Origin of the sequence: Gillisia limnaea DSM 15749, from assembly GCF_000243235.1 — a bacterium.
Taxonomy (GTDB): domain Bacteria; phylum Bacteroidota; class Bacteroidia; order Flavobacteriales; family Flavobacteriaceae; genus Gillisia; species Gillisia limnaea.
Window position 1 is genome coordinate 177131 of sequence record NZ_JH594605.1, and the last position, 24026, is coordinate 201156.

Genomic DNA, 24026 nt, shown 5'->3' on the forward strand with positions numbered 1-24026 from the left:
TAGTACACTAAATTTATTATACCAACTATAAATAAAAAAAATGACTTCTAAGAAAATATTAATGATTCTTACATCACATGAAGATTTAGTAAATACTAATAGCAAGACTGGTTTATGGATTGGAGAATTTACCGACCCTTATTACGAATTTCTTGATAATGGACACCAAATTACTCTTACAAGTCCTAAAGGTGGCCAACCTCCTATCGATCCAATGAGTGAAATGACAGAAAATATAACAAGTTCTAACAGAAGATATCAGGATGATGCTACTGCTCAAAATGCTTTAAATACTACCCTCCTATTGGAAGGAATTTCATCTCCTGAATTTGATGCTGCTTTTTTCCCTGGAGGACATGGACCAATGTTTGATTTAGCTTCAAATGATCTTAGTGGAAAGTTAATTTTAGATTTTCTATCAAATGGCAAACCCGTAGCTTGTGTATGTCATGGTCCCGCAGCTTTGATTAAAGCCGCAGAACTGGATTCTTCAATCTTAAAAGGAAAAAGAGTGACTGGATTTTCCAACTCCGAAGAAAAATTAGCTTTTAGATCTAACAATATCCCTTATACATTGGAAGATCGGTTAAAGGAATTGGGCGCAGATTATCGAACTGGAACCGTTCCATTTATTTCACACACAGAAGTTGATGGCTTATTGATTACAGGTCAAAATCCGTTGTCGGCCGGACCAACTGCGAAAGCTTTATTAAACTTTTGGAAAAAAAACAACTAGTAAATTTAATAAAATGAAAATCGTATCAAATTAAATAATTTTAGATATAGGAGAGAAGCATTTTTAGCCGATTCAATAATATCTAGCTGTTTATATTAAGGTATTTGCACATCATCCGTACTGAAAACATTTTGAGACATTACACAAGGATGTCCCACTATATCCATAAAATCAATAAACTTACTTTTTAAGTAATCGGATTTGATTTTTGTAAATTCCATATTTTTAAAGTCATATTTGAAACTCTTTTTATAATTTGGAAGGTAATCCTTCCACGCCTTGTAATAATTTTTCCATTAGGATTTTATCCTCGGCAGTATGCAATACAGACATATCCCCGGTAGTTTCTAAAACAACAGCAAGCACTTCACTAAAATTGATCACGTTTGCCTTCCTTAATTTTGCGATGAGGGCATCTTCTCCCACATTAGTTTTATTTAAGTTGTTATGTAGAATTACTCCATCCATCATCAACAACATAGGTTTATTAGTGAAATATCTTTTAAATAGGGCTGATTTACGAGTCATCATAGTAAACAATGATTGAAAAATTACAATACCGCTCAAGGCTGCACTTCCCTTTAAAATGGATTGCTCATCGTTCATCACGACAGCTGCTAGAATTGAGCCAATAGCTATTGTAGATGCAAAATCAAAACTTGACATTTTAGCAAATGTACGCAACCCAGATATTCGTGTAATTATTATTATAACCCCAAAAATAGCAACAACTGAAATAAGCATTTTAATCATTATCCATAAGGATGGTAATATCCAATTTTCCATAACCCCTACTATTTAAAACCCCACCTAATTGAGGGTGGGGTTATAATTTATTCTTATGTGAATTATGATTTTGCTTTTTTGTTGAGCCTGTTTTCGGCAAGATCATTCAATTTTTTATCAGCTGCGTATTCTTCATCAAGTGTTTTCTGAAGTTTTTTGGCCACATCGTTATGTCCTAGCTCTTTAGCATAACGTACTGCAGTTCCATAACCTGAGATTTCATAATGTTCCACACGTTGAGCTTCTGCAATCATACCAGCATGTTTAACATCTGTATCTTTTACTTCTTTCAAAAATCCTTCAGCCTCTTTAATTAGACCTTCCATAGCTTTGCATTTTTCACCTTTAGATTTAAAACCTAAATCTTTACAAACTTCTTCAATTCTTTTTTTGTGTTCTTTAGTTTCCTCTAAATGACTTTCGAATGCTTTTTTTAAATTACTGTCTTCAGCATTTTTTATCATTTTGGGCAGTGCCTCCGTGAGTTGATCTTCTGCGCTGTGTAAATCCTGTAATTGGTGCTCAAATAATTCTTCGAGATTTTTCATAATTGTATATTTTATATCGTTATAAAGATACTTTTAAACATTTTTGGCCACAGAACTTTGTGTTTGGTTTAACAGGGAATGTTAAAATTTATCTTACTTGAGATTTCCCCTGGTTAATTACTTATCGCTATAAAATCCAAGTTTCGTCTTTCCGGGAATACAACTGAAAATCATTTTAATTAAATTCATAATTCTAGTTTAATAAACAATTTTTTTTCTAAGGGTAACAAAAAATTGATTCATCGCAATTGGATATTGCATAGAATAGCGCCTCATTATCGTTAAAGCATAAAACATTATTAAAACCATATCAGACCATTTCTTACTCAAATTGTAGGCTGTGAGAATCGCAACTTATTGTTATCTTATCTATTACAAATAATATAAAAAAATTTACACTATTTTTATTTGTGGCACGGCATCTAATTGAAAATATCCTGTAACTAAAATAACAATTTCAACATACATTTAAGAAGTAATTTAATTGTTAAAAATTTCTATTGACTTTTAATATTTCCACTTTGCTCAACGTAAGTGTTATTACGATTTTTTTTATTTTTTCTTTCCTTATATATTTAATAAGCTTGATAGATAACTTGCACCACTGTGAAAATTCTGAAGAACTTTTTTATGTTTATTGGTAATTATTAATTAAAGGTATAATTAGTTTTAACTTATATAAAATACGTCAATTAAAATATAGATTTATGATTAAAATCTGACATTATATGGCCATCATAACAATGTTTTCATTAAGGACATGGTTGAAAAGTTGGGCATTTTAGTCATTCACAATAAATGCATGAATTACCCCAGGTAACCACCCAATAATTGTTAGTATAAGGCTAATAAAAAATGTTCCACCAATTCCGTGTTTCATAAAAACTGCTAATGGGGGCAATATTATATTGAGAACGATAGTTAGTAATGACATATATATTGATTTTGATTAGTCCTTCGGTTAAATTTCATCTTCCGTTTGTTCTTCTTCTATTGTTAAAAATGGAGATCCAATAGCCCCTCCCGCAAACGCCGCTCCGGCACCTAATAGAAATAAAAAGAATGCAATAATGCTAAATTTACCTACAACGTCAGCCGCTTCATCAGTTGCTTTTATTGCTTTCTTTTTTGCGTTAGCATAATATTTTTCAGCTTTGGCTATTGCTTCATTAATCTTATTATCCCATTTTTCTATCACTCCGTTAATTTCAGCTCCTGATAATTCTGTATTATCTACCAAATAATTCTTTATTTCATCTTTATTCAAAAGTTCATCCATTCCATCTGCTGTGATACTAAGGTTACCATTCTTATCTAAATCAACAGATAATTCGTTGAAAAACTTGTCTATATTTTCTTCGATATTTAGATCGTTTAGAAGTTGTTGCGATTCTTGACGAGTTTCATTTAATGTATTACGAACTTCTTCGGAAGCGTCATCCGGAAGAATATTAGTTCTTTCAGCTGCTTTAATTAATTGAAACGCTTCTTTTTTAATTTTTTCTATAGAAAAAATTGTTTCGTCTTGCCCCTTAGTTTCAGCTTCTTTTAGAGCCTCTGCCACGTTGGTTGCTGTTGAGTCTGAAAAAATAGAATTTGCGGCACTTGCCATTCCACTGAAAATACTTCCTATGGCAGAAGTAACCAGGTATATTGAAAGTATCAAATAAAGACCCCAAGCAAGAAACCCATGTAAGCCTCCATCACTATTGGAAGGTAATCCGCTCATTCGCCCGGCAACCATACCACCAATAAATAATGCAGCAATATTAGAAATACCCCACCATACAAGTGTTCCAGTGCCAAGACCATCTAATGCATTTGCTTCTGTCATTGGATCTATGGTTGTTAACCCAATACCTAATCCTAGAATATTGAGTAAAAACGCAACAACAATTGCCGTAAGGGTTCCTGCTATAATTGCACCCCATGAAATTCTGGATATTTTTGGTGATTTATTCTGAACGTTAATGTATTGACTTCTCATAGCTCATAGTTGATTTGTTAGTAGTATGATTAATTGATAATTATATTAAATCTCTAATACCTGATTCAGGAAATTCGAAACTATATTATAAAAACCTTACATTTATTAAATTACTCTATAAAGTAAATAATCCTCGGGGCAAGCCCACGAGGCATTAAAATAATTTCAACTGATAATCTTTTTTCAACACTTTGTACTCTTTTTCTATTCCCTGCTCCTTGACATATTTGGCAATGACATTCTCGGTTCCATGCTGACCGACGGTGTTCACAAAGTAACCCTTTCCCCAAAATTCTCCACCCCAAAGCTGCTTTTTCACTTCTGGACATTGCCTAAAAACTTCCCTAGCTAAGATACTTTTTACCATCGTAACAATTTTTGTTACGCTATATGAAGGAACACTTTGAATCAAAAAATGAACATGGTTCTTGTCCGTTCCCACTTCTAGAAAACAAACTTCATATCTTTTTTCAATCTCCGAACATGTCGCGACCAAAACTCGGTCGACCGAATCAGAAATAACAACCCTTCGATATTTAGCACTGCTCACCAAATGGTAAAGAAGCACCGTTACGTTATGGCTCTTGTGTATGAATTTACTATTTTGTGACATCGAGTCACAAAATAGTAATAATAAACGAGGCAAGCCTCGGGGAATTAAACCCAATAGAGATTAAATTTATCATGAATAACTCAATTTGAAGTGTCGTTTAATAAAATTTTAATATAATATAAAGATTATTCACTAAATATTATTAGCATTATTGAGTTTTATTGATCAAATTATCAACCCTTTTGCTATCATTCAACCCAAAGATATTCCCATATCCAATAAGATCGATTTGCTACGGGAATGGTTTTTTCCTGAGAAATAAAATGTTATTACATGTAATTGTGGTAAAAATATTCAACATGCAATAAGTAAGGTAGCTACTTTTCTAATCTTTGGATCGAGTCCATCATATCTATTTCAAGTGATAACACCTCAGTAAATAGATCTCCTTTTTCTTGAATTCTAGTCTGAAAATTTTTGATATTAAAATCTAAGATTTTTAGTCCGCTCTTCACCTCTTTCCACTCCAAAGGTGTAGAAACCGGAGCGCCTCTTTTAGGTCGTACACAGTAAGGCGCAGCAATAGTCTGTCCTTGCCGATTTTGAAGATAATCCAGATATATTTTTCCTTTTCTATCTTTCACCGCCCTTACCATACTGGTTAGTTTAGGTACTTTTTGTTCAATGAAATAGCAAAGGAGTTTAGTGAAACTCCTGGCTTCTTCATAGGTATATTTAGCATTCAACGGAATATAAATATGCAAGCCACTGGACCCTGAAGTCTTACAAAATCCTTTGATTCTCGCAATATCTAAAACTTCTTTTGCAGCTTGTGCTACAGTTATAACTTCCTCAAAAGTATTATCTTTAGATGGATCCAGGTCAATAATCGTATAATCTGGATAGTCCAAATTATTTATGCGAGAGTGCCATGGATTGATCTCTATACAGCCCAAATTAGCCATATATAAAAGGCTTGCTTCATTTTGACATAAGAGATAACTGATGTTCTTATTAGAAGATTTTGAAAAGATTTCTTCCGTCTCCATCCATTGAGGTAGGTTTTCATTGTTCTTCTGATAAAACCCGGCGCTTTTGATGCCGTTGGGATGACGATACAGATTTTGGGGCCGATCTTTCAAGTATGGTACTATATAATCTGAAATATTGATATAATAATCGATAAGATCATATTTGGTATATCCATCATCAGGCCATAATATCTTATCTAGATTAGAGATAGGTACTTCCAATCCTCCCACATTTAAATTGGTGGAGCTAGCTTTAGAAATGGTAGTAGTATGTTTTGACTTTTTTTTGATTGGAGAAGAAACCTCTTGGACGTTTTTATCACTACGAATTCCTTTAAAAACGGGATGACGCATGATCCCATTCTTTGTCCATTCAGAAAATTTCACCTCACAAATCAGAAGCGGACTTACCCAATGAGGATTACGTTCTTTTAGATTTGGTTTTCGCTTAAAAGGATGATTCTCAACTTCAAGTTCTTTTAGTTGATCAAGTAGTTCGCTTTGATCTTTTGCCGAAAAACCTGAACCACAATTGCCAATATATTTCAATTGATCTTCAATATATATTCCCAAAATTAAACTGCCAAAAATACTCCCACCCCCAACGGAATCGGTATATCCACAGATTATAGCTTCTTCAGTTTCGACAGCCTTAATCTTTAACCAATTATCACTACGATAACCAGGTGAGTAGGTAGAATCGATTTTCTTGGCAACCACGCCCTCCATCCCTGCATCAATGGCTTTTTTATAAAGCGCTGCACCCATCCCTTCAATATGGTCACAATAAAGCGTGTAGGACAAGTTTTCAATAACGTCAGGAATCAGGCTTTTTCTTTCAAGTAGAGTAAGTTCCAGCATGCTATGACCATTGAGAAAAAGCATATCAAATACATAATATCTCAGGGTTCCAGAAGTCGTTTCATCATAATTTTGTAAAGCTTGAAACTGGGGGATGCCATCATCATTTACAATTACTACCTCTCCATCTAGAATTACATCATGCTCTACTCCTTCCAGATCCTTGGCCAGTGCCTTAAACTTGGTATTATAAGAAATGCCGTTCCGAGAGTAAAGCTGAACTTTACTATCTTTAATATGGGCCATCACCCTGTAACCATCCCATTTTAATTCATACACCCATGACTTATCATTGAAAATATCTTTGCTGAAAGATGCTAGCATTGGTTTTACAAACTCGTCAGGATCAAGTTTCTTTACAGGAGTGTTTTTCTTAGTTGCAGCAGAGGTATCATCTTTAAAAACTTCAGCATCATAACCAAGATCAGTGGAATAGTTATCTTTTTTCTTGATCAGCAACCAGTGATTATCTGCTTCCTTTCTTTTGGTGTGAACTAAAGCAAAAGTACCCTTGATCTTCCTACCAAAAAATTCAATTTTTAAATCTCCGTTTTCAAACTGCTTGACAAGATCCATGTCTTTATATTCCGGAGCAATTCTATAAGTGCCTTCATCCCAAATTTTCATTACGCCTGCTCCATAATTACCTTTAGGGATGGTGCCATGAAATGTGAGATACTTAACAGGATGATCTTCGGTTTGTATGGCTAGTCGCTTATCGTCTGGATTCATTGAGGGGCCTTTAGGTACCGCCCAACTTTTTAGAACACCTTCGAGCTCTAATCTCAAGTCATAATGTAATCTACTAGCTTTATGCCGTTGAATCACAAACCGGCCTGCATCTTCATGGCTCACTTCTGCCGTAGGCTCGGGTGTTTTGTTAAAATCTCGCTTTTTATTATAATCTTCAAGTGCCATTACATCAGGAAGCTTTACTCTTCTTTTTCTTCTCCAAACTGGCTTTAAGTTGCGCCATTAGATCTGTGGCAGGAGTTGGTTTGCTTTCAAATTTCTCAGGTTTTTTTACTTTACCCGTTGATTTTGCACCAATGATTTTCATCAACTGTTCATTATAAACATCCTTATATTTTTCAAGATCGAATTTATCTGTGTACTGCTCAATTAAACTTATGGCCATATCAACTTCTTTTTTTGAAATCTTGGTAGTAGGTAATTTGAGCTCCCCTGGATCCCGAATTTCATCATCAAATCTAATTACATGAAGAACAAGTGCTTTTTTATAAATACCTATAAGGCAAAGGTTTTCCTTTTGTCGCATTACAAAAGTGGCCACTCCCACTTTTTTAGTTTTTTTTAAAGCGTCCCGCAAAAGATTATAGGATTTCCCTCCTTCTTTTTGTGGTTCTAGAAAATAGGGTTTTTTAAAGAGAACATCAGCTACATCAGATTCGTTGATGAATTCTTCTATATCTATGGTTTTATTTTTCTTTAAATTGGCTTGTTCAAAGTCCTCTTTTTCCAAAACTATATAAGCATCATCTTTTTTGAAACCTTTTACAATGTCTTTCCATTCTACTTCCTTGCCGGTTTCTTCATTTACTCTTTTATATCTTATTCGAGCATTGTCGTGTCTGTCCAACATATCCAAGTCTAGCTTTCTATCTTCTGATCCTGAATATAACTTAATGGGTATTGACACTAGTCCGAAACTAATGGAGCCATTCCAAATTGATCTCATACTTTATAATTTCTAATTAGAGGTAAAGAATTAACTAGGGAGTTAATACCACTTTTACACAACCATCCTCCTTATTCCTAAACTTTTTATAACCCTCAGGTGCATCCTCTAATTTCATTCGGTGAGTTATAATAAATGTAGGATCTATTTTTCCTTCTTCAACTTTTTTAAGGAGTGGTTCTAAATAGTGTTGCATGTGAGTTTGTCCCATTTTCAAATTGAGGGATTTGTTCATTGCAATCCCAAACGGTAGTTCTTTTACCTTTCCAAGATATACTCCGGGAATAGATACATTTCCAGCTTTTTTACATGATTTAAAAATTTGTGCTAATGCATTTGGTTGGGATGCATCTAAATTCTTTTGAAAACCTTCAGCACCGTGAGCTTCAGCTCCAACAGCATCTATACAACAATCGGGGCCTTTCCCTTTTGTCATTTCCATTAATTTAGAATACACTTCATCTGCATCAACTGTCCTTATTACTTCCGCCTTTCCATGCTTTTCTGCCATATCAAGTCGCTCTTTGACCACATCTATGGCGATTACGCGTTTAGCACCCAACATCCAAGCACTTTGAATCGCAAATTGTCCTACTGGACCACATCCCCATATTGCTACGGTATCGCCTTTCTTGATATTAGCATTTTCTGCACCCATATATCCTGTTGGAAAAATATCCGACAGAAAGAGAGCTTGATCATCACTTAGCGAATCCGGAACTTTAATTGGCCCTACATCAGCATAAGGCACCCTAACATATTCTGCCTGGCCTCCAGAAAAACCTCCCAACATGTGGGAGAAACCAAAAAGGCCAGATATCGAGTGACCTAAATTTTCTTTGCAAAGTTCTTCGTTTGGGTTAGAATTGTCACAAAGGGAATAAAGATCTTCATCGCAGTAATGGCAATGTCCACATGCAATGGTAAAAGGCACTACAATGCGATCACCTTTTTTAAATTTTTTAACATCTTTGCCTACCTCAACAACTTCTCCCATAAATTCGTGACCTAAGATATCGCCCTCCTCCATGGTAGGCATTAAACCCCCATAGATGTGCAGATCTGATCCGCAAATAGCAGTTGAAGTAACTTTTATGATTACGTCTCTTGGATCTTCTATTTTAGGGTCTGGAACGTTATCAATTCTTACATCCTCATTTCCGTAATAACATAATGCTTTCATAATAATACATTTAGGTTAAAATTAGTTTGTATTAAATTTAAGTAATCAATAGAAATTAAAGATGTAATTAACAATACTTTGTAATCTTAGGGATAGATTATAACATATCACAATTCAGTTTAATTTATTGTTTCAGGATTAAGAATGTCAGTTGATAACGTCCCTATAGGCTTTGATTAATTATGTTCAAAATTAAAAGAGGTCATCTTTTAGATAAGCAAACAAAAACGCTTCCCTACTCCACTTTAGTTGCGTTAAACAGGATCGTTGAAAACTATATTTAAGAGTGCTATATTTGACAAAATTTAAAAAGTGAAGCTGAAAAGTAGACGAAAATTAATAACGTATTTAAATATTTTAGATCAACCCATTAGATTTAATCCGTTCGTATTTAGCCGTACTTTCTTATTATGGGCTATTCTCGGTTTGATTGGTGGACTTATAGCTGGAATATATTGGATTACACTTGAGTATTTAACACATAAAATTGCCGTTTTCGAAGGTTGGGAAGTTATTCCCGTAATGTCCGTTTGTGGGCTTTTAGCAGGGTTAATAATTCATTTCATTGGTGACCCGGGAGAAATTCATTTGATTGTAGATAATATTAAATTTAATAAAGGAAAACTGGATCCTAAGAATAATCCCTCAATGATTTTGTCTTCCTTACTGTGTGTTGCTTCTGGAGGTAGTCTTGGTCCTGAAGCACCTTTGGTTCAGGTAACAGGTTCTACCGGCACGTGGCTTGGTAAAATATTTAGGCTAAAAGGTGAAGAACTGAGGTCTTTAAGTATTGCAGGGATGGCATCTGGATTTACTGCTTTATTTGGTGCTCCACTGGGAGGAAGTTTATTTTCATTAGAAATTTTGCATCATAAGCACGCGCTTGAATATTACAAAGCAATTATTCCTGCCTTAGTTGCAAGTAGCTTCAGTTATATAATTTTTGCTTTAATTATTCACCTTGGGCTTGGTGCAATTTGGATCTTACCAACATATGAATATTCCGGAGTTTTTGATTTTGGATTAGCAATTCTTTTCGCTATAGCAGCTACCGCTATTGGTTGGGGGTTTATTTACTGTGTTAAGTTTTTCAAATCCCTATTTGAAAATCGACCAATACCAATATATATCAAAACATTAATCGGTGGAATCTTACTTGGAATAATCTCCTATTATCTTCCAATAACAAGATATTTTGGTCATCACGAAATAAATGAATTATTGAAATATGATCTTACTCTAAATTTTTTAGTTTTAATTTTATTTTTTAAAATAGTTGCCATTTCAATAACGGTGACTTCAGGTTGGAGAGGAGGTTTTATTATACCATTATTTTTTGTTGGAGTAACATTGGGATTGATAATTCATCAATTGTTTCCTGGTACTAATCTCACTTTAGCTATTATAAGTTGTATGGCTGGAATTAATGCCTGTGTTACCAGAACACCTATGAGTACAACTATTCTATTAGCAACACTAACTGGATTTACATACTTTATACCCATTTTATTCGCAAGTTTAACAGGCTATTTTTTAGCACCAAAAATTCCCTTTATAAGTTCACAGATGGGAAATGGAAGTAAAAGTAGAGTAGACAAAGGTGGATTTCACCCCTAAGATTCTTACAAAACCTTAGGTTAACCTCCCAATTCATAACGCTCTTATTATACAGTCGGTTGGGATATTAATTTTATTAAGTTAGTAAATCCTAAATCACTTAAAGACTTAAAATACCCCAAACCGCGGGATGCTTTTCTGGCAAGTTGAATTTTGTTCTTTATTGTGGGATAGACAGACCACATTGGGCGCTAATCCGGACAGAGGCCTTTCCTGTTCAATCCACTGCTTTTAACTTTGGCAAAATGTTCCTGAGATAAGAACAGATGGTCTATTTGTTTGATTTTTACTCCCATTCGGTAAGCTCCAAGACTTTGACATCCGCCGTCCTTTCCTTTATATTAAAGGATGGATGTTTTATAACGTCTTTCAAATTGGTTTTCAGCAGTAGGGGCGCAAGATGGTTAATAATAGAATAAGGCAAATGCTGGTCGAATAGTATTTTGCCTTTAGTTTCAAGATATATCAAGATCTTTAGAAAATCATAGACTATTTTAGTTCCGTCAAAACTACCCAGGGAATACTTAATTCCATCTTCAATAATACTAAAGTGGTTCGCCATAGTTCTTATATTTATTTGATATCAGGTTGTCCCGTTTTTGAAAAGCTGCCGGAAAACCTTTCAAATTCGTTTGCTTTCAGCATCCAGTTGGCCGTGACCCTATTAGCAAACAAAGTTCAATAATAATGGAACTCTTAAGTGTATTTTAAGATATAAGGTTGATATAGGTTAATAGAACAGGTTAAACTAATTATAAAAACTAAACCCAGGCCTCTAACAAACTAATCTAACCTTATATTGGTTCTCTAATAGAAAAACAATTTAAAAAATAAGTTTATGGAAAATAATATCAAAGATAAAGTCGTGATCATTACCGGAGGAAGTAGCGGACTTGGAGAAGCTACAGCACGTCATTTAGCATCCAAAGGAGCTAAAGTTGTTATCGCAGCCAGGCGTAAAGAAAAATTGGAAAATATAGCGGCCGATATTCGTAAAAATGGAGGAACCGTTTCTGTGGTTCAAACAGATGTCACCAAGAGAGAAGAAGTAAAACAACTTATAGCCTCGACTAAAAAAGAGTATGGTAAAATAGACGTTTTAATTAATAATGCCGGATTAATGGCTATTGCTCCCATTTCTGAAGACAAAGTCGATGAGTGGGATAAGATGATAGATATCAATATTAAAGGTGTATTATATGGTATTTCAGCAGCCCTACCTGTTTTTCAGGAACAAGGTCACGGGCATTTTATTAACCTTTCTTCAGTAGCGGAATTAAAAGTGTTTAGCCCGGGTGGTACTGTTTATAGCGGAACTAAATTTGCCGTGAGAGCAATCTCTGAAGGGTTAAGACACGAAGTAGGTGGTAATATTAGAACTACTTCTATAGAACCTGGAGCTATAGATTCTGAACTGAAACACGGGAGCAGTCACGAAGAAAGCTCTGAAAACGTAAAAGAATTTTATAAACAGGCAATTCCATCAGATTCTATAGCCAGAGCTATTGCATATGCTATCGAGCAACCAAATGATGTGGATGTAAATGAAATTGTGATTCGTCCTACCGCTCAGGAATTTTAGTATTCTCAATTTTAGGTAAATCCTGATAAGTAATTATTAAGCCGCTTTTTTAAAAAGAGCGGCTTAACTTTTTTTATTTGTTTTTCTGAAATTATTCAATACAGTGCAAACACCCTAATAAAGTTGAAATTGCTGAAGATAAGACTATCTGTTAGTTTTTTTAATGTGCCTTTGACTTAAAAAAAAAGTGTATGAGCTCACAAATGTAAATATCTACAAATGGAGAGGCCTTCAAATTTCTTTTATATGGCATTTTTGGTTTACAGCAACTCACAAACTTCAATTTTGCCAAGGCCCGGAAACGAACAAAACTGCAGATGGCAACATACAGTATTTTCGTTTTTTCAGCTATGGACGTAACCTGGATTCTGTAAATACTGAAATCCCGACGAACCATTTTTAAAGCTTCATTTACCTTCCGTCATAATACCCAATACTACCAGATACTATAAAAGATTTTTTGACCTTTTAAAAATGAAACCAAAACTGTAAAGCGCGGGACAGGATAGGATTTTATTACTAAAATATTCACGGAATAAAAAGAGATTTCTAAGGGCAAATTTGTTCTTTAATTTAAAACAGGGAGAAATTGTTACTTATGCCTTTGGAAAAGAATCAAGAACCTCGGGGCAAGCCCACGAGGTACGAATTGGAAAATATTTTTAAAAACTCGAGGCAAGCCCGCCTGAATGAAATTCATTTCGGGCAGGCCTCGGGGAATTAAACCCTCAATGAGGGATTAAAAAGTCCGGTTTGAAACAGCAGAAAATTGAACGAAAACTACCTGATGTGCCACATTTTTTTTCGAAGAAAGAATTCAATGAAAACTATAAGAAGGTTTATCGGGAGGTTCCGTGGATTTTTATGAAATAATAATTTGCTATTACTAGACAATTGTCGTATTTTTAAGGACAGATATTTTAAATATGATTTCCGAAGAGCAAAAGGCAACGAAAACAGTAAACTTGGCAATTAACAATTATGCCCGTGATGTGGAAGCGTCCTATAGGCTTAACCTTCCAGATAACGAATTTACCTATTCTGATTTTTTTCAGAATAAAATGCTAATCATTCATGCTATAAGAAAAGGACTTCCCTATTCCCTGTTTATTGAGATTCAGAAGCTTACACCTTTTTCTGAAGAGGACTGGGCTGACTTTTTAAATATTTCGGTTAAAACGCTGCAAAGGCATAAAAAGGAAGAAGATTACTATTTCAAACCGATTCATACCGAAAAAATAATTGAACTGGCAGAAGTGACTCAATTCGGGAAAGAGGTTTTTGATTCTCCGGAACAATTCTATTCCTGGCTTAACACGCCATCTTATGCCCTTGCAAACTTAAAACCCGCTGAACTTTTAAAAGATTCCTACGGCAAAGAATTGGTAATGGCAGAACTCAACAGGATTGAACATGGAATATTCGCTTAATGAAGGTTTTTAGGTTATCCAAAAAGCAATATTCCAGCACCCTTAGCGGGAAAGGCGCAGCGCTATTTGGGAACCGATGGAATTCCAAAGGAACGGAAATGATCTACACCGCCCAAAGCAGGGCTCTGTCCATGGCTGAAGTTGCAGTACATTTGAGTCTTTCTACACTACCCAGCGATTATATGATGATTGAAATCGAAATCCCAGATTTCCTTAAATTTCAAAGCCTAAAAGAAAGCGAATTATCTCAGTACTGGAACAGCCACCCTCCTATTCCGTTTACACAAAAAATTGGGGATGATTTTATAGATTCAGGGAAACATTGTATATTAAAAGTCCCATCTGCCGTGGTGAAAGGTGATTTTAATTTTTTGATCAATCCGCATCATAAAGATTTAAAGAAAATAAAAATCCTTGAAACAACCGACTTTCCTTTTGATAAGAGAATGTTTAAATAAGCTCCAAAAAAAAAGTGTTATTAGTTTTTGCCCTTGTGCGACCGTTTGAAATAAGTCCCCCCTAAACGGGACTTATTAGTAGGTTTTCTGCCATTCAGTTAAATAAGATTTTAGAATCATAAATCACTTTCTATTTGTGGGTTAACACCCACTTTCCATTTCTTACCACTGCTCCGGGTCCTTGTTTAGTGCTGGGCTGTGCAAAATTACGGGATGATTTCTATTTCTGTTCAGCTCTTCAAAAATGAGATCCGGCTCACTTCTGATATCAAATAACCCAAACGCTTTAAAATGGCTTTGTGCTCATACCCGTGAAGTAAATCCTCAAGATCATTTTGGGTAGTTTCTTCCCGCAACTCTCCTACCATGGGGAGAATTTGGTTTATGCCACCCAACTTATTCTGATAACGCATAAGATCTGCCAGGGTTTGCGTCTGAGATGGTTTTTTTAAGTACGAACTGCTTTTTCAATTGGAATCTCACCGGCAACGATTTCAAAAACCTTGTTTTTCTTTACCTCACCATCTAAAACCTCCACTAAAGTTTTAGCTACATCTGCTCTAGAGATACTTCCCTGTTTATCTAATTTTTCTTTGAGTTTAATTTTACCAGTACCACTGTTATCTGTTAATGAACCTGGTCTTACAATACTATATTCTAGCCCACTTGCTTTTAGATAATCGTCGGCATTTTGTTTTGCTTTCAAATAATCTTGAAGCTCATCACTTATAGAAGGATTATCTGCTCCCATGGAACTTAACATTACAAATTTTCCTGCTCCTGATTTCTTAGCAGCATCGGTGAGCCTTTTTGCTCCTTCCTGATCTACCTCTATAACCTTTTTACCTTTAGATCCTGCTGCAAAAATTACTTTATCCGCATTTTTTACCGCATGGCTTAGATCTTCTTCAAGATCTGCCATAACAGTCATTACATTTTCTTTTTCAAAAAAATCTTTTTGCTCTTGTTTTCTAACCATGGCTATAGGCCGATAGTTTTCCGACTCCTTCAATAAATTGATGATGATTCTTCCTGTAGTACCGTTAGCACCGGCTACTAATACATTCTTCTCTTTGCTCATAATCATTTTTTTTAATTAGTTAAAATTATTACGGTTATTAACTTCATCCTTAAACTGTTTAGGCTAGGCTTATAATTACTTTTCCTTTTGCTCTTCCTGTAGCCAGATATTCATAGGCATCTATTCCATCCTCCAGAGAATATATAAGATCCACTATTGGCTTGATAGCTATGTCTTCAACCATAGTTGTAATTTCCTTTAGTTGTTCTGCATTAGGTTGCATCCAGGTTAGTTTATAAACAGCTGATTTCTTTTCGATCAGTTTTGATAATTTTTCGGGTAGTTTATAATCGGTCATACCCATTTGCTTTGCGGTTTCCTCATCTGGCGGGCCTACTATTGTGGTTACTTTTCCGCCTTCTTTAATAATTTCAAAAGCATCAAAGGTATAATCGTCTCCTAAAGTGTCGAAAACGATATCCAAATTATTAGCTACTTCTTTATAATCCTCCGTTTTATAATCGATCACACGGTCGGCTCCCAAAGCTTTTACCCAATCTACATTTTTAGTACTGGTGGTCGTATAAACAATAGCTCCTTTTGCTTTGGCATACTGAATAGCGAAACTACCTACACCACCGGATCCGGCATGAATAAGAATTCTATCGTCTTCTTTAATTCCAACTTTTTGTAAAGCTTGGATTGCAGTTAGTCCTGTCAATGGTAATCCAGAGGCCTGTTCAAAAGAGATGTTTTCGGGTTTTTTAGCAACCAGGCCACTATTAACGGCTACAAATTCTGCTACTGTACCCATTTGTTCTTGTGGCACTCTAGCATATACTTCATCTCCAATTTCGAAATTTTTTACATCCGCACCTTTCTCAACTACCACTCCACTTACATCAAAACCTATTGTACTCGGTAAGTTTAAAGAAATCATATCTTTCAGTTTACCTTCCACCATCTTGTAATCGATAGGATTTAATGCAGCTGCTTTAACTTCAACTAGAAGATCGTTTGGTTTTATAACTGGTTTTTCAACTTCATTAATGGATAGACTATCTTTAATTTCACCATATTTTACTATTTGTAATGCTTTCATATCTAGTGTGATTTAATGTAATTTCTTATTATCAGTAATTTAATGTTTATTTTCTGTCATTCTGTTTTTCTGAAAGAATATCGACCCAATTATTTAAAATATCTTTTAAAAACAAAATGTCCCCTAACTTAACATTTTCTGCCAGCAGGGTGTTGAACAGTTTTTCCGGAATTGGAATGGCATTTTCTCTTAGTTCCTTTCCCTTATCAGTAAGTTCAATAAGTACACTTCTTTCATCTGATTTCGATCTCCTGCGATCCAATAATTCCATTTTCTCCATTCGCTTTATTAGAGGAGATAAAGTATTGGTGTTTAGAAGTAATTTCTCGCCGATTTGATTTATTGATAAATTATCATTCTCCCATAAAACCAGTAAAACCAAATACTGTGGATAGGTCAAGCCCAAACCTTCCAAAAATGGTTTATATGCTTTCGTTATTAGGCGGGAAACCGAGTATATAGGAAAGCAGATTTGATTGTTTAATTTTAGTTGCTGCTCGTTCATACCATTTATTTTTTGGAGTTTCTCCATGACTGCCATGCACCAGAGGACCAAAGTGCCCAGGCTATAAGAACTGGTTGAAAGAAAAGCCTGATTAATCTTGCTCTATCAGAATTTAAAGCTCCAAAAGCATCTTTTCCATCCAGATACTGTGCAACGTTGCCGGGAAATATGAGTATAAAGAAAATAGCTAGTGCCCATCCAATTCTGGCCCGTTGATTTTTCCAGAATAATAAGGTGAGACCTAATATCATTTCAACAATACCAGATAGGATTACCACCAAATCTTTGCTTAGAGGAACCCAATCTGGTACCTGAGTCTGAAAATCAATTCTATTGAAGGTAAGATGACTAAACCCAGCATAGATCATGAATAAGGCTAATAGTATTCTAAATATGTTTTGGGTTAAAGTAGTTTTAACTTCTTTTTTCATCGTCAATTTTTTATATCCCAAATATTTATATCGTGCACGATTCAAATATAAATGATTTATATAAACCGAACTTAGACTGATGATAGAATTCCCTTATAGATTATAATACCACCCTATCCCCAAAATAGCTATTTGCGCCTTTTAGTAATAATAGCCGGAAGCTTTCGTGGCGTTAAGTGATTGATCTCAGTCGATTTGAAATTTATTGATTCTAAAGGTCTTGGTTCGCAAGTGACGGGAATAGCAAAGCAAAATTGTCGGTTTAGTTTTTTGTCACTTAGTCTCTAAAACATCCCTTTTTAACTGGAATGCCCTCTTTTTGCTGTTAACCGACTTTGCCTTTCGTTATATAATAAAATCTTTTGATTTTATAAAGTACAAAGTTTATAGTATCCATAATAATTTTATTTTACTGCCTGGAGATGTACCCAATATTCTTTTTTGAATGCAATTTGAATATTAGAAAATCCAGCATTCTTTAACCATTCTATTTGGACTAGATAATCTGTTGGTTTATCAAATGCTTCGTAGTGTTCCATGACCCAGGCCCATTTTTTTCCATCAGGAAAGTTGTTATTAACAAATTTTCCCCATTCCTTCAGTAGCATTGGGTGATCCGGGTTAGTTTTAGTTATCATTAAGTCGCTATAGGAAAATATACCGCCTTTTTTTAAAGAAGAATTTATATCCCTAAAAACAGATTGTTTCTCGGTATTATCGCAATGATGAAGACTAAACCCAGCAACAATTAAGTCATAACTTTCTGCATTAAATAAAAAATCTTTAAAATACATATTGGAATAAATAAAATCATAATCATTGAATTGATTGCGACAAAGATCAATCATTTCGGAAGATGCATCCACCAATGTGAAAATGGCATTTGGAAAATAAGAAACGAGTTGAGCTGTAATGTTTCCATTGCCACAACCAAGATCAAGAATGGAATTTGGTTTAAAATTATCCGGAAGGGATTTCACAAAACTTGAAACCAGTTGTAAATAATGAGGTGCACAACCAATCATATCATTGGTATAATTTTTAGAAAAATCATTGAATTCTAAGGCTATGTTTTTTCCTGTTGTCATTACTAGATTCTTTAAAATAATTTATCCCTGGAAATAAATTAGTTACAATAAATGTATGATAATTAATTCACTATTCTTTTAAGAAATTGTAATGATATTTAGTTGCAATCATTTTCACATAATGAAGGATAACGGTAAAGTATAGGCCCACACAGGGTTTCGGAGCAATAAAATGCCTGTCCAACAGAAAGCTTCTTAAGAGCAAAAAAGCTCAATTTTACCAATTAAGCCAGCATTACGCTTATACAATCTTGGTGTCTGAATTTTTTATTTTCTGACTGTCCATTTTATCTTCACCGCTGAAATTTTGTCAAGTTCAAGTCTTTCTTTTTTAAGAATTTCAAAATCACATTTTTTATAAAAACTCAATGGTGAAGTATATGTCCGCCCATTCTTTTTCTTTTCTTTGTCATGGTCTATTACCCAACCATTCAATACATATTCAGATTGTTTAATTTTGTCAAGCATTTTACGGCCTAATCCTTGTCCTTGCACTTTTTCTGATAAAATAATTGCAAACCATTTTTCATTCTCTCTTTCAAAAGAAAAGGCCCACCCGTAAATTATATTTTCTTCACTTTTCAGTAGCAAGTGTTTCAAGTTGGTTAACCGTTGTAAATAGTCATCAAATTCCCCCAAGTCATTGTAAGAAAGTTTTTCAGGATATTCTGTGTTCCACAAGTTAAGCAATTCGTTTTTTGTTTTTTCGTCCAAATAAATCGTCTCGGTTATTTTGAAATTGTCTTTCATTTCAATTTATTTGTTTGGTCGGTCAAGCTTACTACTAAAGGTCTTAATCCCTAAGTAGCGTGGAGTAGGTAAGCTTTCCTTTCGGTTTGGTTGATTGTTAGTTGGTCTTTAAAACATCACTTTTCACTGGAATACCCGCTATTTGGGATTAACCGATTTGGGCATAGTTTTTAATTATCAATCCAACTATAGTATCTTATATTGTTCCAACTACTAATTGCAATAGTGACACCAGAGTTTTCTACAATATTTTCTGCTGAAAAGTCATTAAGTATGTTAGCCAATTTATTAAATTCTTGGAAATCTGAGTATATAAAGAATTTAGAAGGGTGGTTAACCCAATTTCCACTAGAACTTTCAGGGTAAGGTATTCTTCCTTCTCCTTCAAATTCAAATCCAACGAAGTCAGGATTTTGCTCTAATATTGTTAAAAAATCATTGTAAATGCTTGTATTATTTGAGTTTGTTCCACAAACATAAGCAAATGAATTTTCTGGAATTCTAAAAGTTATAGTGTGCAATGAACTTGTAAAGTTGTTTTCAATAAGGCTAATACAAATTTTTTCCTGGTTAATTTCTATTGAATATCTATCGATGATATTACCGCTTATAAATGTGATTTTATCGGTAGTTATAGGTAAATCAATATAAGAAATAGCAGGACCAATTGCAGTTAAGCAGACTTCTGGTTCTAATATTTCATTAAACCTTATGATAAGTTCTTTGCCATTTGTAAATTCGGTCGTCGACATTCCATAGTTGACACAAGGAAAAATTTTAGATGTAATCAACTTTAGTTTTAAAGATGGCGTTTGTGTTATCCTGTTGTTGTATATTTCTTCAGTCATAAAATTAATGTCTGATGAAATTAAATCACCTGTTAAATATTGGGTATACTTATCGTTATTAATTGAGTCATCATCGTCGGAATTACAACTAAAAGTGATTATAGATAGTAAAAATATTAATGTATATTTTTTCATTTTTGGTCGCTTAATTAAAGATATGAAAATTTCAAAAGGGTTACTTCAAAATTCTGACAAACGGCAAAATTTAGTATAATTTTCCAACATAAAATTTAACTCATTAGCTCAAGGAATTATTAGAGTATCTTATGGTTGGAATTGCCAAGAACGCTAGCCTGTCTAAAAACCTAAGTCTACTGCTAATTATTGACCATACCATTGTGTTTATAGCGACAAGGTAGTTTTTAATCTGTAAAAGTGTTGCCATTCAAACCTTAATGATCCGTTGCTTATAAAGGATATCATTCAGAAAAAACCAAGAATGGCATCATTTGAACCGTTTTAACTGGCACAATTCGAACCGTAGTATTCAGACAATCGCCAACCAAGCAGTTCAGTAAACAATGAGTTCGTGTTGTCCCGCACCGGATACACTAATTTTAGTTATTGCCAATAGTATTTTTTTGCGATAATCAAGAAGCGAAAATCTATTCTTTAATAATCAGAGTTTGTCGGTACAGTACTTTCTTTTTATGGTCTTAAGAGGTGATTCCAAAAGATAGATTTGCACTGCAAATTCCAGCATATTCGGATATGATTTGGAATTTTTCTCTTACGGCTGTTAAATCCATACAAACAACAGGTTGGGTAATTCTAAATTTTTAGTAGTTGAGATTTATAGACATTTGCAGAACTCCTCCATCATATAAAAATTCAGCGTCAGAAAAAGAAGGAGCACTCAATGTAACCTCTGCACCACTGGAAAAACCATAACCTTCCTTCGGAATCCCAAACATATTAGTGTCAAGTTCACCGTTGTAGTTTTCATCATGGATCACGGCAATGGCATATTTTCCTGGTAGAATATCTGAAAACTCAAAACTCGCATCTGTTCCGCTTATTTGTGTTATCATGATCTTACGCGCGAATTTCAGAAATTTATCGGGGAAACCTTCCCCGGATTCAAAAATCGCACAGGCGATAACCCCAGTATTGTTACTTATGTTCTGAATTTTCACATTAACGGAGGGGCATTCCGTCTGGGAAAACCCATTTGACGGCAGCCATACTAAGCTTAGAGCCAGCCAGAAAGACAGCTTTGAAAATTTTCGGAAAATCTGGGGCATTTCAGAATGGCCAGTATTTTGAGAAAAAAACTTAAAAAGCAGACTATTCATCATTTCAATGTGTTTTTTGTATAGAACTGTAATTTAATAATTTTGACGGTGAAATACAAGTCTGTAAGAAGAAATAATGACTGCTTTTCTATAAATTTTTAATATTTATGCTTATTTATATTCACTCATTTTTCATTTTTGGTTACTGTCTTTTTCTGACCGCCATCAATGTTGGTTCGTGAGTAGTATGGATTAGGGACGCGTTTTTGTCGGTTTTGTTGTTTTGTTGTTTTGTTATTTTGTTATTTGGTCTCTAAAATCACTTTTTACTCGATTGCCCGCTATTTGCTGGTAACCGACTTTTTGGCAACAGTTTTTATTACGGATTAAAATTTCCATTAGCCCATTTTATTGTCGGCTCAATCCATTCTTTCAGAGGTTTAAATAAAAATCCGTGGCGCATTCCAGTGTCCAGTTCAATTTCCTTAAAATGCTTAATGTCGCAGGATGAATTTTCCATCCGGGCTTTCGCCGAAACACCAAATGGATCGGATTTCTCATAAATAGTTAAAATATTCCCACAATAATTGATTTCAGGCATGTTGGAAATGTCCTCATTTCTAAAACTTGCTATAAAAACAAAGTTTAAATTAGGATTACTCGCCAGAGTTGAAACATATTGAGCAATATACCCGCCTTTTGATGTTCCAACTACTGTTATATTTTTAGGTTCCGTTCCGTTTTTTATTAAGCTGTCAATTTGGGTTACAATTCCGCCAGCATATTCTCTGGCATTTACATTTCTATTTCTTTTTTCGCTAATAACTTCAAATCCGCTTTTCTCAAATTCGTTGATTATCTCCAAATATTCAGTACGACCAAATTCGGGATGTAATTCATTCAAATCGTGTTCTTCTAAAAATCTGTTGTGAAGAAAGAAAATAAATCGGTCTTCATTCTTGTTTTCGCACGCGAATAGTGTCGAACAAAAAAGAATTCCAATTAGTAAACTTATTTTCATTGATTTTCGATTTTCTTAAATTATACGCAACATACTGATAAATGTACTCTCAAAAATATATTTTAAAATAGCACCTGAACCTTTATTCTGGCACCGGAATCCCTTCGCAGCACGAAGTTTAACTTCCTCGAATCTTCGATTTCCCGCCTTTGAAACGCTGCGATTTTTGACCTCTTAAATTCTCACTGATCATCCATAAAATAGCACCGCCAACCGGGGTAGAGCCTAAAGCATATTTTTCAACGGACCTGTTTGTAATCTTACAATAACAATAGGGGAGCAATAAAGCCAACCCTTACTTCATTTCTGTTATAATTAGATGCACCCAAATTTTCTATAGCATAATTTGTGTGATCATAATACCTTCCGATATAAGCGAAGAAAAACCGTACATCAATGTTTTTAAATGGACTGTAATATAAGGTAGGAACCATTCCATAGCTCGTTCTCAGGTGGTCTTTTTCACTTGTGACGTTATCATAGGCACTGCTGGTCATAAGGGTTAATAGTCCTTTAAATTTTGAACTGAAGCGGTAATCTGCTCTTAACCAATTTTCGATATACAGCACATCTTCAGCCACAGAGTCATTACCGAGAATACTTGTCACAATACCCTTGGTATCCACTTCTTCATAGCTGTAATTAAAGTCATACATCAGGGTAAGGTTATGGTTTTGGTATTTATGGCCTAAAGTAAAAAAATAGGTCCCTCTTTTTTTTACCTGGTTGGAATAACTCGTGCTATAAATGGTTTGGATTTTTCCATCGAAAAAGTTTCCACGCCAATTTCCAACAATTGCTACCGGCCAGTCAGGTTCCTGGATATTTTCTGCAACTACATCACCGTAAATATCGTCATAGAGCATCGTACGCGAGTTTAACACCTGGAACCCGAATTTGTGATTTTTTGAATTTTGGTAAGTAATGCCGGCCCCGGTAACAAATGCCAAAGCATTGCTTTGAATATCATTATATTCCAAAACATCCATGGCTTTGAACTCGTATTCGTAACCGCCGTAAAACGCATAGGTTTTTCCCAATATAATATTAAGAGAAGGACTGGCTTTAACGTCAATGTAGGCTAATTCGATATTGCTGCCCAGTTGATCCAACGATTGCACATCGCCACCTTTATTAAAGCGGTTTCTAAAACGAAAGTTCACCCTTTCGTGTAATTTTGCAGCAATCCCAAGGGCTGTGAACCCATTTTCAAACTGTATCCCATTGTAATAGCGGTCCCCGCCCCTAAAGGTATATGCCTGAAACTCCATGCGCATATCGAATGTGATGTTTATATTTTTTAAGAGGCTTGTCTTTTCTATGGAGATAACAGGTTCAGCCAAACTGTCGTTTATCTGCGAGAATCCCAATAAAGGGGTTAATAAAAGCACGCTTATAAAAAATAACTTTATCATAAAATAACAGGAATTTATGATTTAAATTTTAGTGGAATTGTCGGCAGAAAAGTCACCAATCGATGCTTTTGGTTAATTAGAGTGGCGTTATTTCTGAAGTATCCATATAAACTTACTAAAATTTTATTAAAATTAGAGT

The 24026-nt window shown here is 34.6% G+C and carries 25 protein-coding genes; 5 read left to right on the top strand and 20 right to left on the bottom strand.

Features of this window, described 5'->3' with window-relative positions; genetic code table 11:
* Window positions 1-40: 40 nt before the first annotated feature.
* On the top strand, window positions 41-736 hold the full coding sequence (locus GILLI_RS00885) for a type 1 glutamine amidotransferase domain-containing protein (RefSeq protein WP_006987230.1): 696 nt from the start codon (window positions 41-43) through the stop codon (window positions 734-736).
* 249 nt (window positions 737-985) lie between these two features.
* Here the strand turns inward: GILLI_RS00885 and GILLI_RS00890 are convergent, their stop codons facing one another.
* The 8 genes from GILLI_RS00890 to GILLI_RS00925 form a co-directional block, all read right to left on the bottom strand.
* Entirely contained in the window at window positions 986-1522 is a 537-nt protein-coding gene (locus tag GILLI_RS00890) for a DUF421 domain-containing protein (RefSeq protein WP_006987232.1), read from the bottom strand.
* 62 nt (window positions 1523-1584) lie between these two features.
* Complete coding sequence (locus GILLI_RS00895) at window positions 1585-2070, bottom strand: YciE/YciF ferroxidase family protein (protein ID WP_006987233.1); 486 nt, start codon at window positions 2068-2070, stop codon at window positions 1585-1587.
* A gap of 781 nt (window positions 2071-2851) precedes the next feature.
* Complete coding sequence (locus GILLI_RS00900) at window positions 2852-3004, bottom strand: YqaE/Pmp3 family membrane protein (protein WP_006987234.1); 153 nt, start codon at window positions 3002-3004, stop codon at window positions 2852-2854.
* A gap of 27 nt (window positions 3005-3031) precedes the next feature.
* Window positions 3032-4057, bottom strand: coding sequence for a TIGR04086 family membrane protein (locus GILLI_RS00905; RefSeq protein WP_006987235.1), 1026 nt, complete (start codon window positions 4055-4057; stop codon window positions 3032-3034).
* 154 nt (window positions 4058-4211) lie between these two features.
* The gene (gene tnpA / locus GILLI_RS00910; protein ID WP_006987222.1) at window positions 4212-4670 is read right to left on the bottom strand and encodes an IS200/IS605 family transposase; all 459 of its coding nucleotides are present in this window, start codon (window positions 4668-4670) and stop codon (window positions 4212-4214) included.
* Between the two features lie 317 nt (window positions 4671-4987).
* The gene (ligD, locus tag GILLI_RS00915) at window positions 4988-7420 is read right to left on the bottom strand and encodes a DNA ligase D (protein WP_006987237.1); all 2433 of its coding nucleotides are present in this window, start codon (window positions 7418-7420) and stop codon (window positions 4988-4990) included.
* A gap of 4 nt (window positions 7421-7424) precedes the next feature.
* Window positions 7425-8201: a non-homologous end joining protein Ku gene (ku, locus tag GILLI_RS00920; RefSeq protein WP_006987238.1), complete on the bottom strand. Its 777-nt coding sequence runs from the start codon at window positions 8199-8201 to the stop codon at window positions 7425-7427.
* Window positions 8202-8235: 34 nt separating this feature from the next.
* On the bottom strand, window positions 8236-9384 hold the full coding sequence (locus GILLI_RS00925; protein WP_006987239.1) for a zinc-dependent alcohol dehydrogenase: 1149 nt from the start codon (window positions 9382-9384) through the stop codon (window positions 8236-8238).
* A gap of 312 nt (window positions 9385-9696) precedes the next feature.
* Between GILLI_RS00925 and GILLI_RS00930 the strand changes: the two genes are divergently transcribed.
* On the top strand, window positions 9697-11001 hold the full coding sequence (locus tag GILLI_RS00930; protein ID WP_006987240.1) for a chloride channel protein: 1305 nt from the start codon (window positions 9697-9699) through the stop codon (window positions 10999-11001).
* Window positions 11002-11287: 286 nt separating this feature from the next.
* Here the strand turns inward: GILLI_RS00930 and GILLI_RS00935 are convergent, their stop codons facing one another.
* Window positions 11288-11563, bottom strand: a complete 276-nt coding sequence (locus GILLI_RS00935; protein WP_040506267.1) for a hypothetical protein — start codon at window positions 11561-11563, stop codon at window positions 11288-11290.
* A gap of 276 nt (window positions 11564-11839) precedes the next feature.
* Between GILLI_RS00935 and GILLI_RS00940 the strand changes: the two genes are divergently transcribed.
* From GILLI_RS00940 to GILLI_RS00950, 3 genes are all read left to right on the top strand, one after another.
* Window positions 11840-12583, top strand: coding sequence for an SDR family oxidoreductase (locus GILLI_RS00940; RefSeq protein ID WP_006987241.1), 744 nt, complete (start codon window positions 11840-11842; stop codon window positions 12581-12583).
* Window positions 12584-13509: 926 nt separating this feature from the next.
* Window positions 13510-14013, top strand: coding sequence for a type II RES/Xre toxin-antitoxin system antitoxin (parS, locus tag GILLI_RS00945; protein WP_006987242.1), 504 nt, complete (start codon window positions 13510-13512; stop codon window positions 14011-14013).
* The gene (locus GILLI_RS00950) at window positions 14013-14471 is read left to right on the top strand and encodes an RES family NAD+ phosphorylase (RefSeq protein WP_006987243.1); all 459 of its coding nucleotides are present in this window, start codon (window positions 14013-14015) and stop codon (window positions 14469-14471) included. The genes parS and GILLI_RS00950 overlap by 1 nt, the downstream gene beginning before the upstream one ends.
* A gap of 230 nt (window positions 14472-14701) precedes the next feature.
* On the opposite strand, the gene GILLI_RS00955 is transcribed toward GILLI_RS00950, so the two are convergent.
* The 11 genes from GILLI_RS00955 to GILLI_RS01005 all read right to left on the bottom strand — a co-directional run bounded on the left by GILLI_RS00955 (window position 14702) and on the right by GILLI_RS01005 (window position 23887).
* Complete coding sequence (locus GILLI_RS00955; protein ID WP_006987244.1) at window positions 14702-14884, bottom strand: type IV toxin-antitoxin system AbiEi family antitoxin; 183 nt, start codon at window positions 14882-14884, stop codon at window positions 14702-14704.
* 35 nt (window positions 14885-14919) lie between these two features.
* Window positions 14920-15552, bottom strand: a complete 633-nt coding sequence (locus GILLI_RS00960) for an SDR family oxidoreductase (RefSeq protein ID WP_006987245.1) — start codon at window positions 15550-15552, stop codon at window positions 14920-14922.
* A 58-nt stretch (window positions 15553-15610) separates the two neighbouring features.
* Window positions 15611-16594, bottom strand: a complete 984-nt coding sequence (locus GILLI_RS00965) for an NADP-dependent oxidoreductase (RefSeq protein ID WP_006987246.1) — start codon at window positions 16592-16594, stop codon at window positions 15611-15613.
* Window positions 16595-16640: 46 nt separating this feature from the next.
* Complete coding sequence (locus tag GILLI_RS00970) at window positions 16641-17099, bottom strand: MarR family winged helix-turn-helix transcriptional regulator (RefSeq protein WP_006987247.1); 459 nt, start codon at window positions 17097-17099, stop codon at window positions 16641-16643.
* 5 nt (window positions 17100-17104) lie between these two features.
* A complete protein-coding gene (locus tag GILLI_RS00975) occupies window positions 17105-17530 on the bottom strand; it encodes a DoxX family protein (protein ID WP_006987248.1) in 426 nt (141 codons plus the stop codon).
* Between the two features lie 404 nt (window positions 17531-17934).
* Window positions 17935-18618, bottom strand: coding sequence for a class I SAM-dependent methyltransferase (locus GILLI_RS00980; protein ID WP_006987249.1), 684 nt, complete (start codon window positions 18616-18618; stop codon window positions 17935-17937).
* 267 nt (window positions 18619-18885) lie between these two features.
* Entirely contained in the window at window positions 18886-19368 is a 483-nt protein-coding gene (locus GILLI_RS00985) for a GNAT family N-acetyltransferase (protein ID WP_006987250.1), read from the bottom strand.
* Window positions 19369-19538: 170 nt separating this feature from the next.
* The gene (locus tag GILLI_RS00990; protein ID WP_006987251.1) at window positions 19539-20351 is read right to left on the bottom strand and encodes a hypothetical protein; all 813 of its coding nucleotides are present in this window, start codon (window positions 20349-20351) and stop codon (window positions 19539-19541) included.
* A 644-nt stretch (window positions 20352-20995) separates the two neighbouring features.
* On the bottom strand, window positions 20996-21514 hold the full coding sequence (locus GILLI_RS00995) for a DUF2141 domain-containing protein (protein ID WP_006987252.1): 519 nt from the start codon (window positions 21512-21514) through the stop codon (window positions 20996-20998).
* 316 nt (window positions 21515-21830) lie between these two features.
* A complete protein-coding gene (locus GILLI_RS01000) occupies window positions 21831-22472 on the bottom strand; it encodes a hypothetical protein (RefSeq protein WP_006987253.1) in 642 nt (213 codons plus the stop codon).
* Window positions 22473-22732: 260 nt separating this feature from the next.
* On the bottom strand, window positions 22733-23887 hold the full coding sequence (locus GILLI_RS01005; protein WP_006987254.1) for a porin: 1155 nt from the start codon (window positions 23885-23887) through the stop codon (window positions 22733-22735).
* Between the last annotated feature and the right edge of the window lie 139 nt (window positions 23888-24026).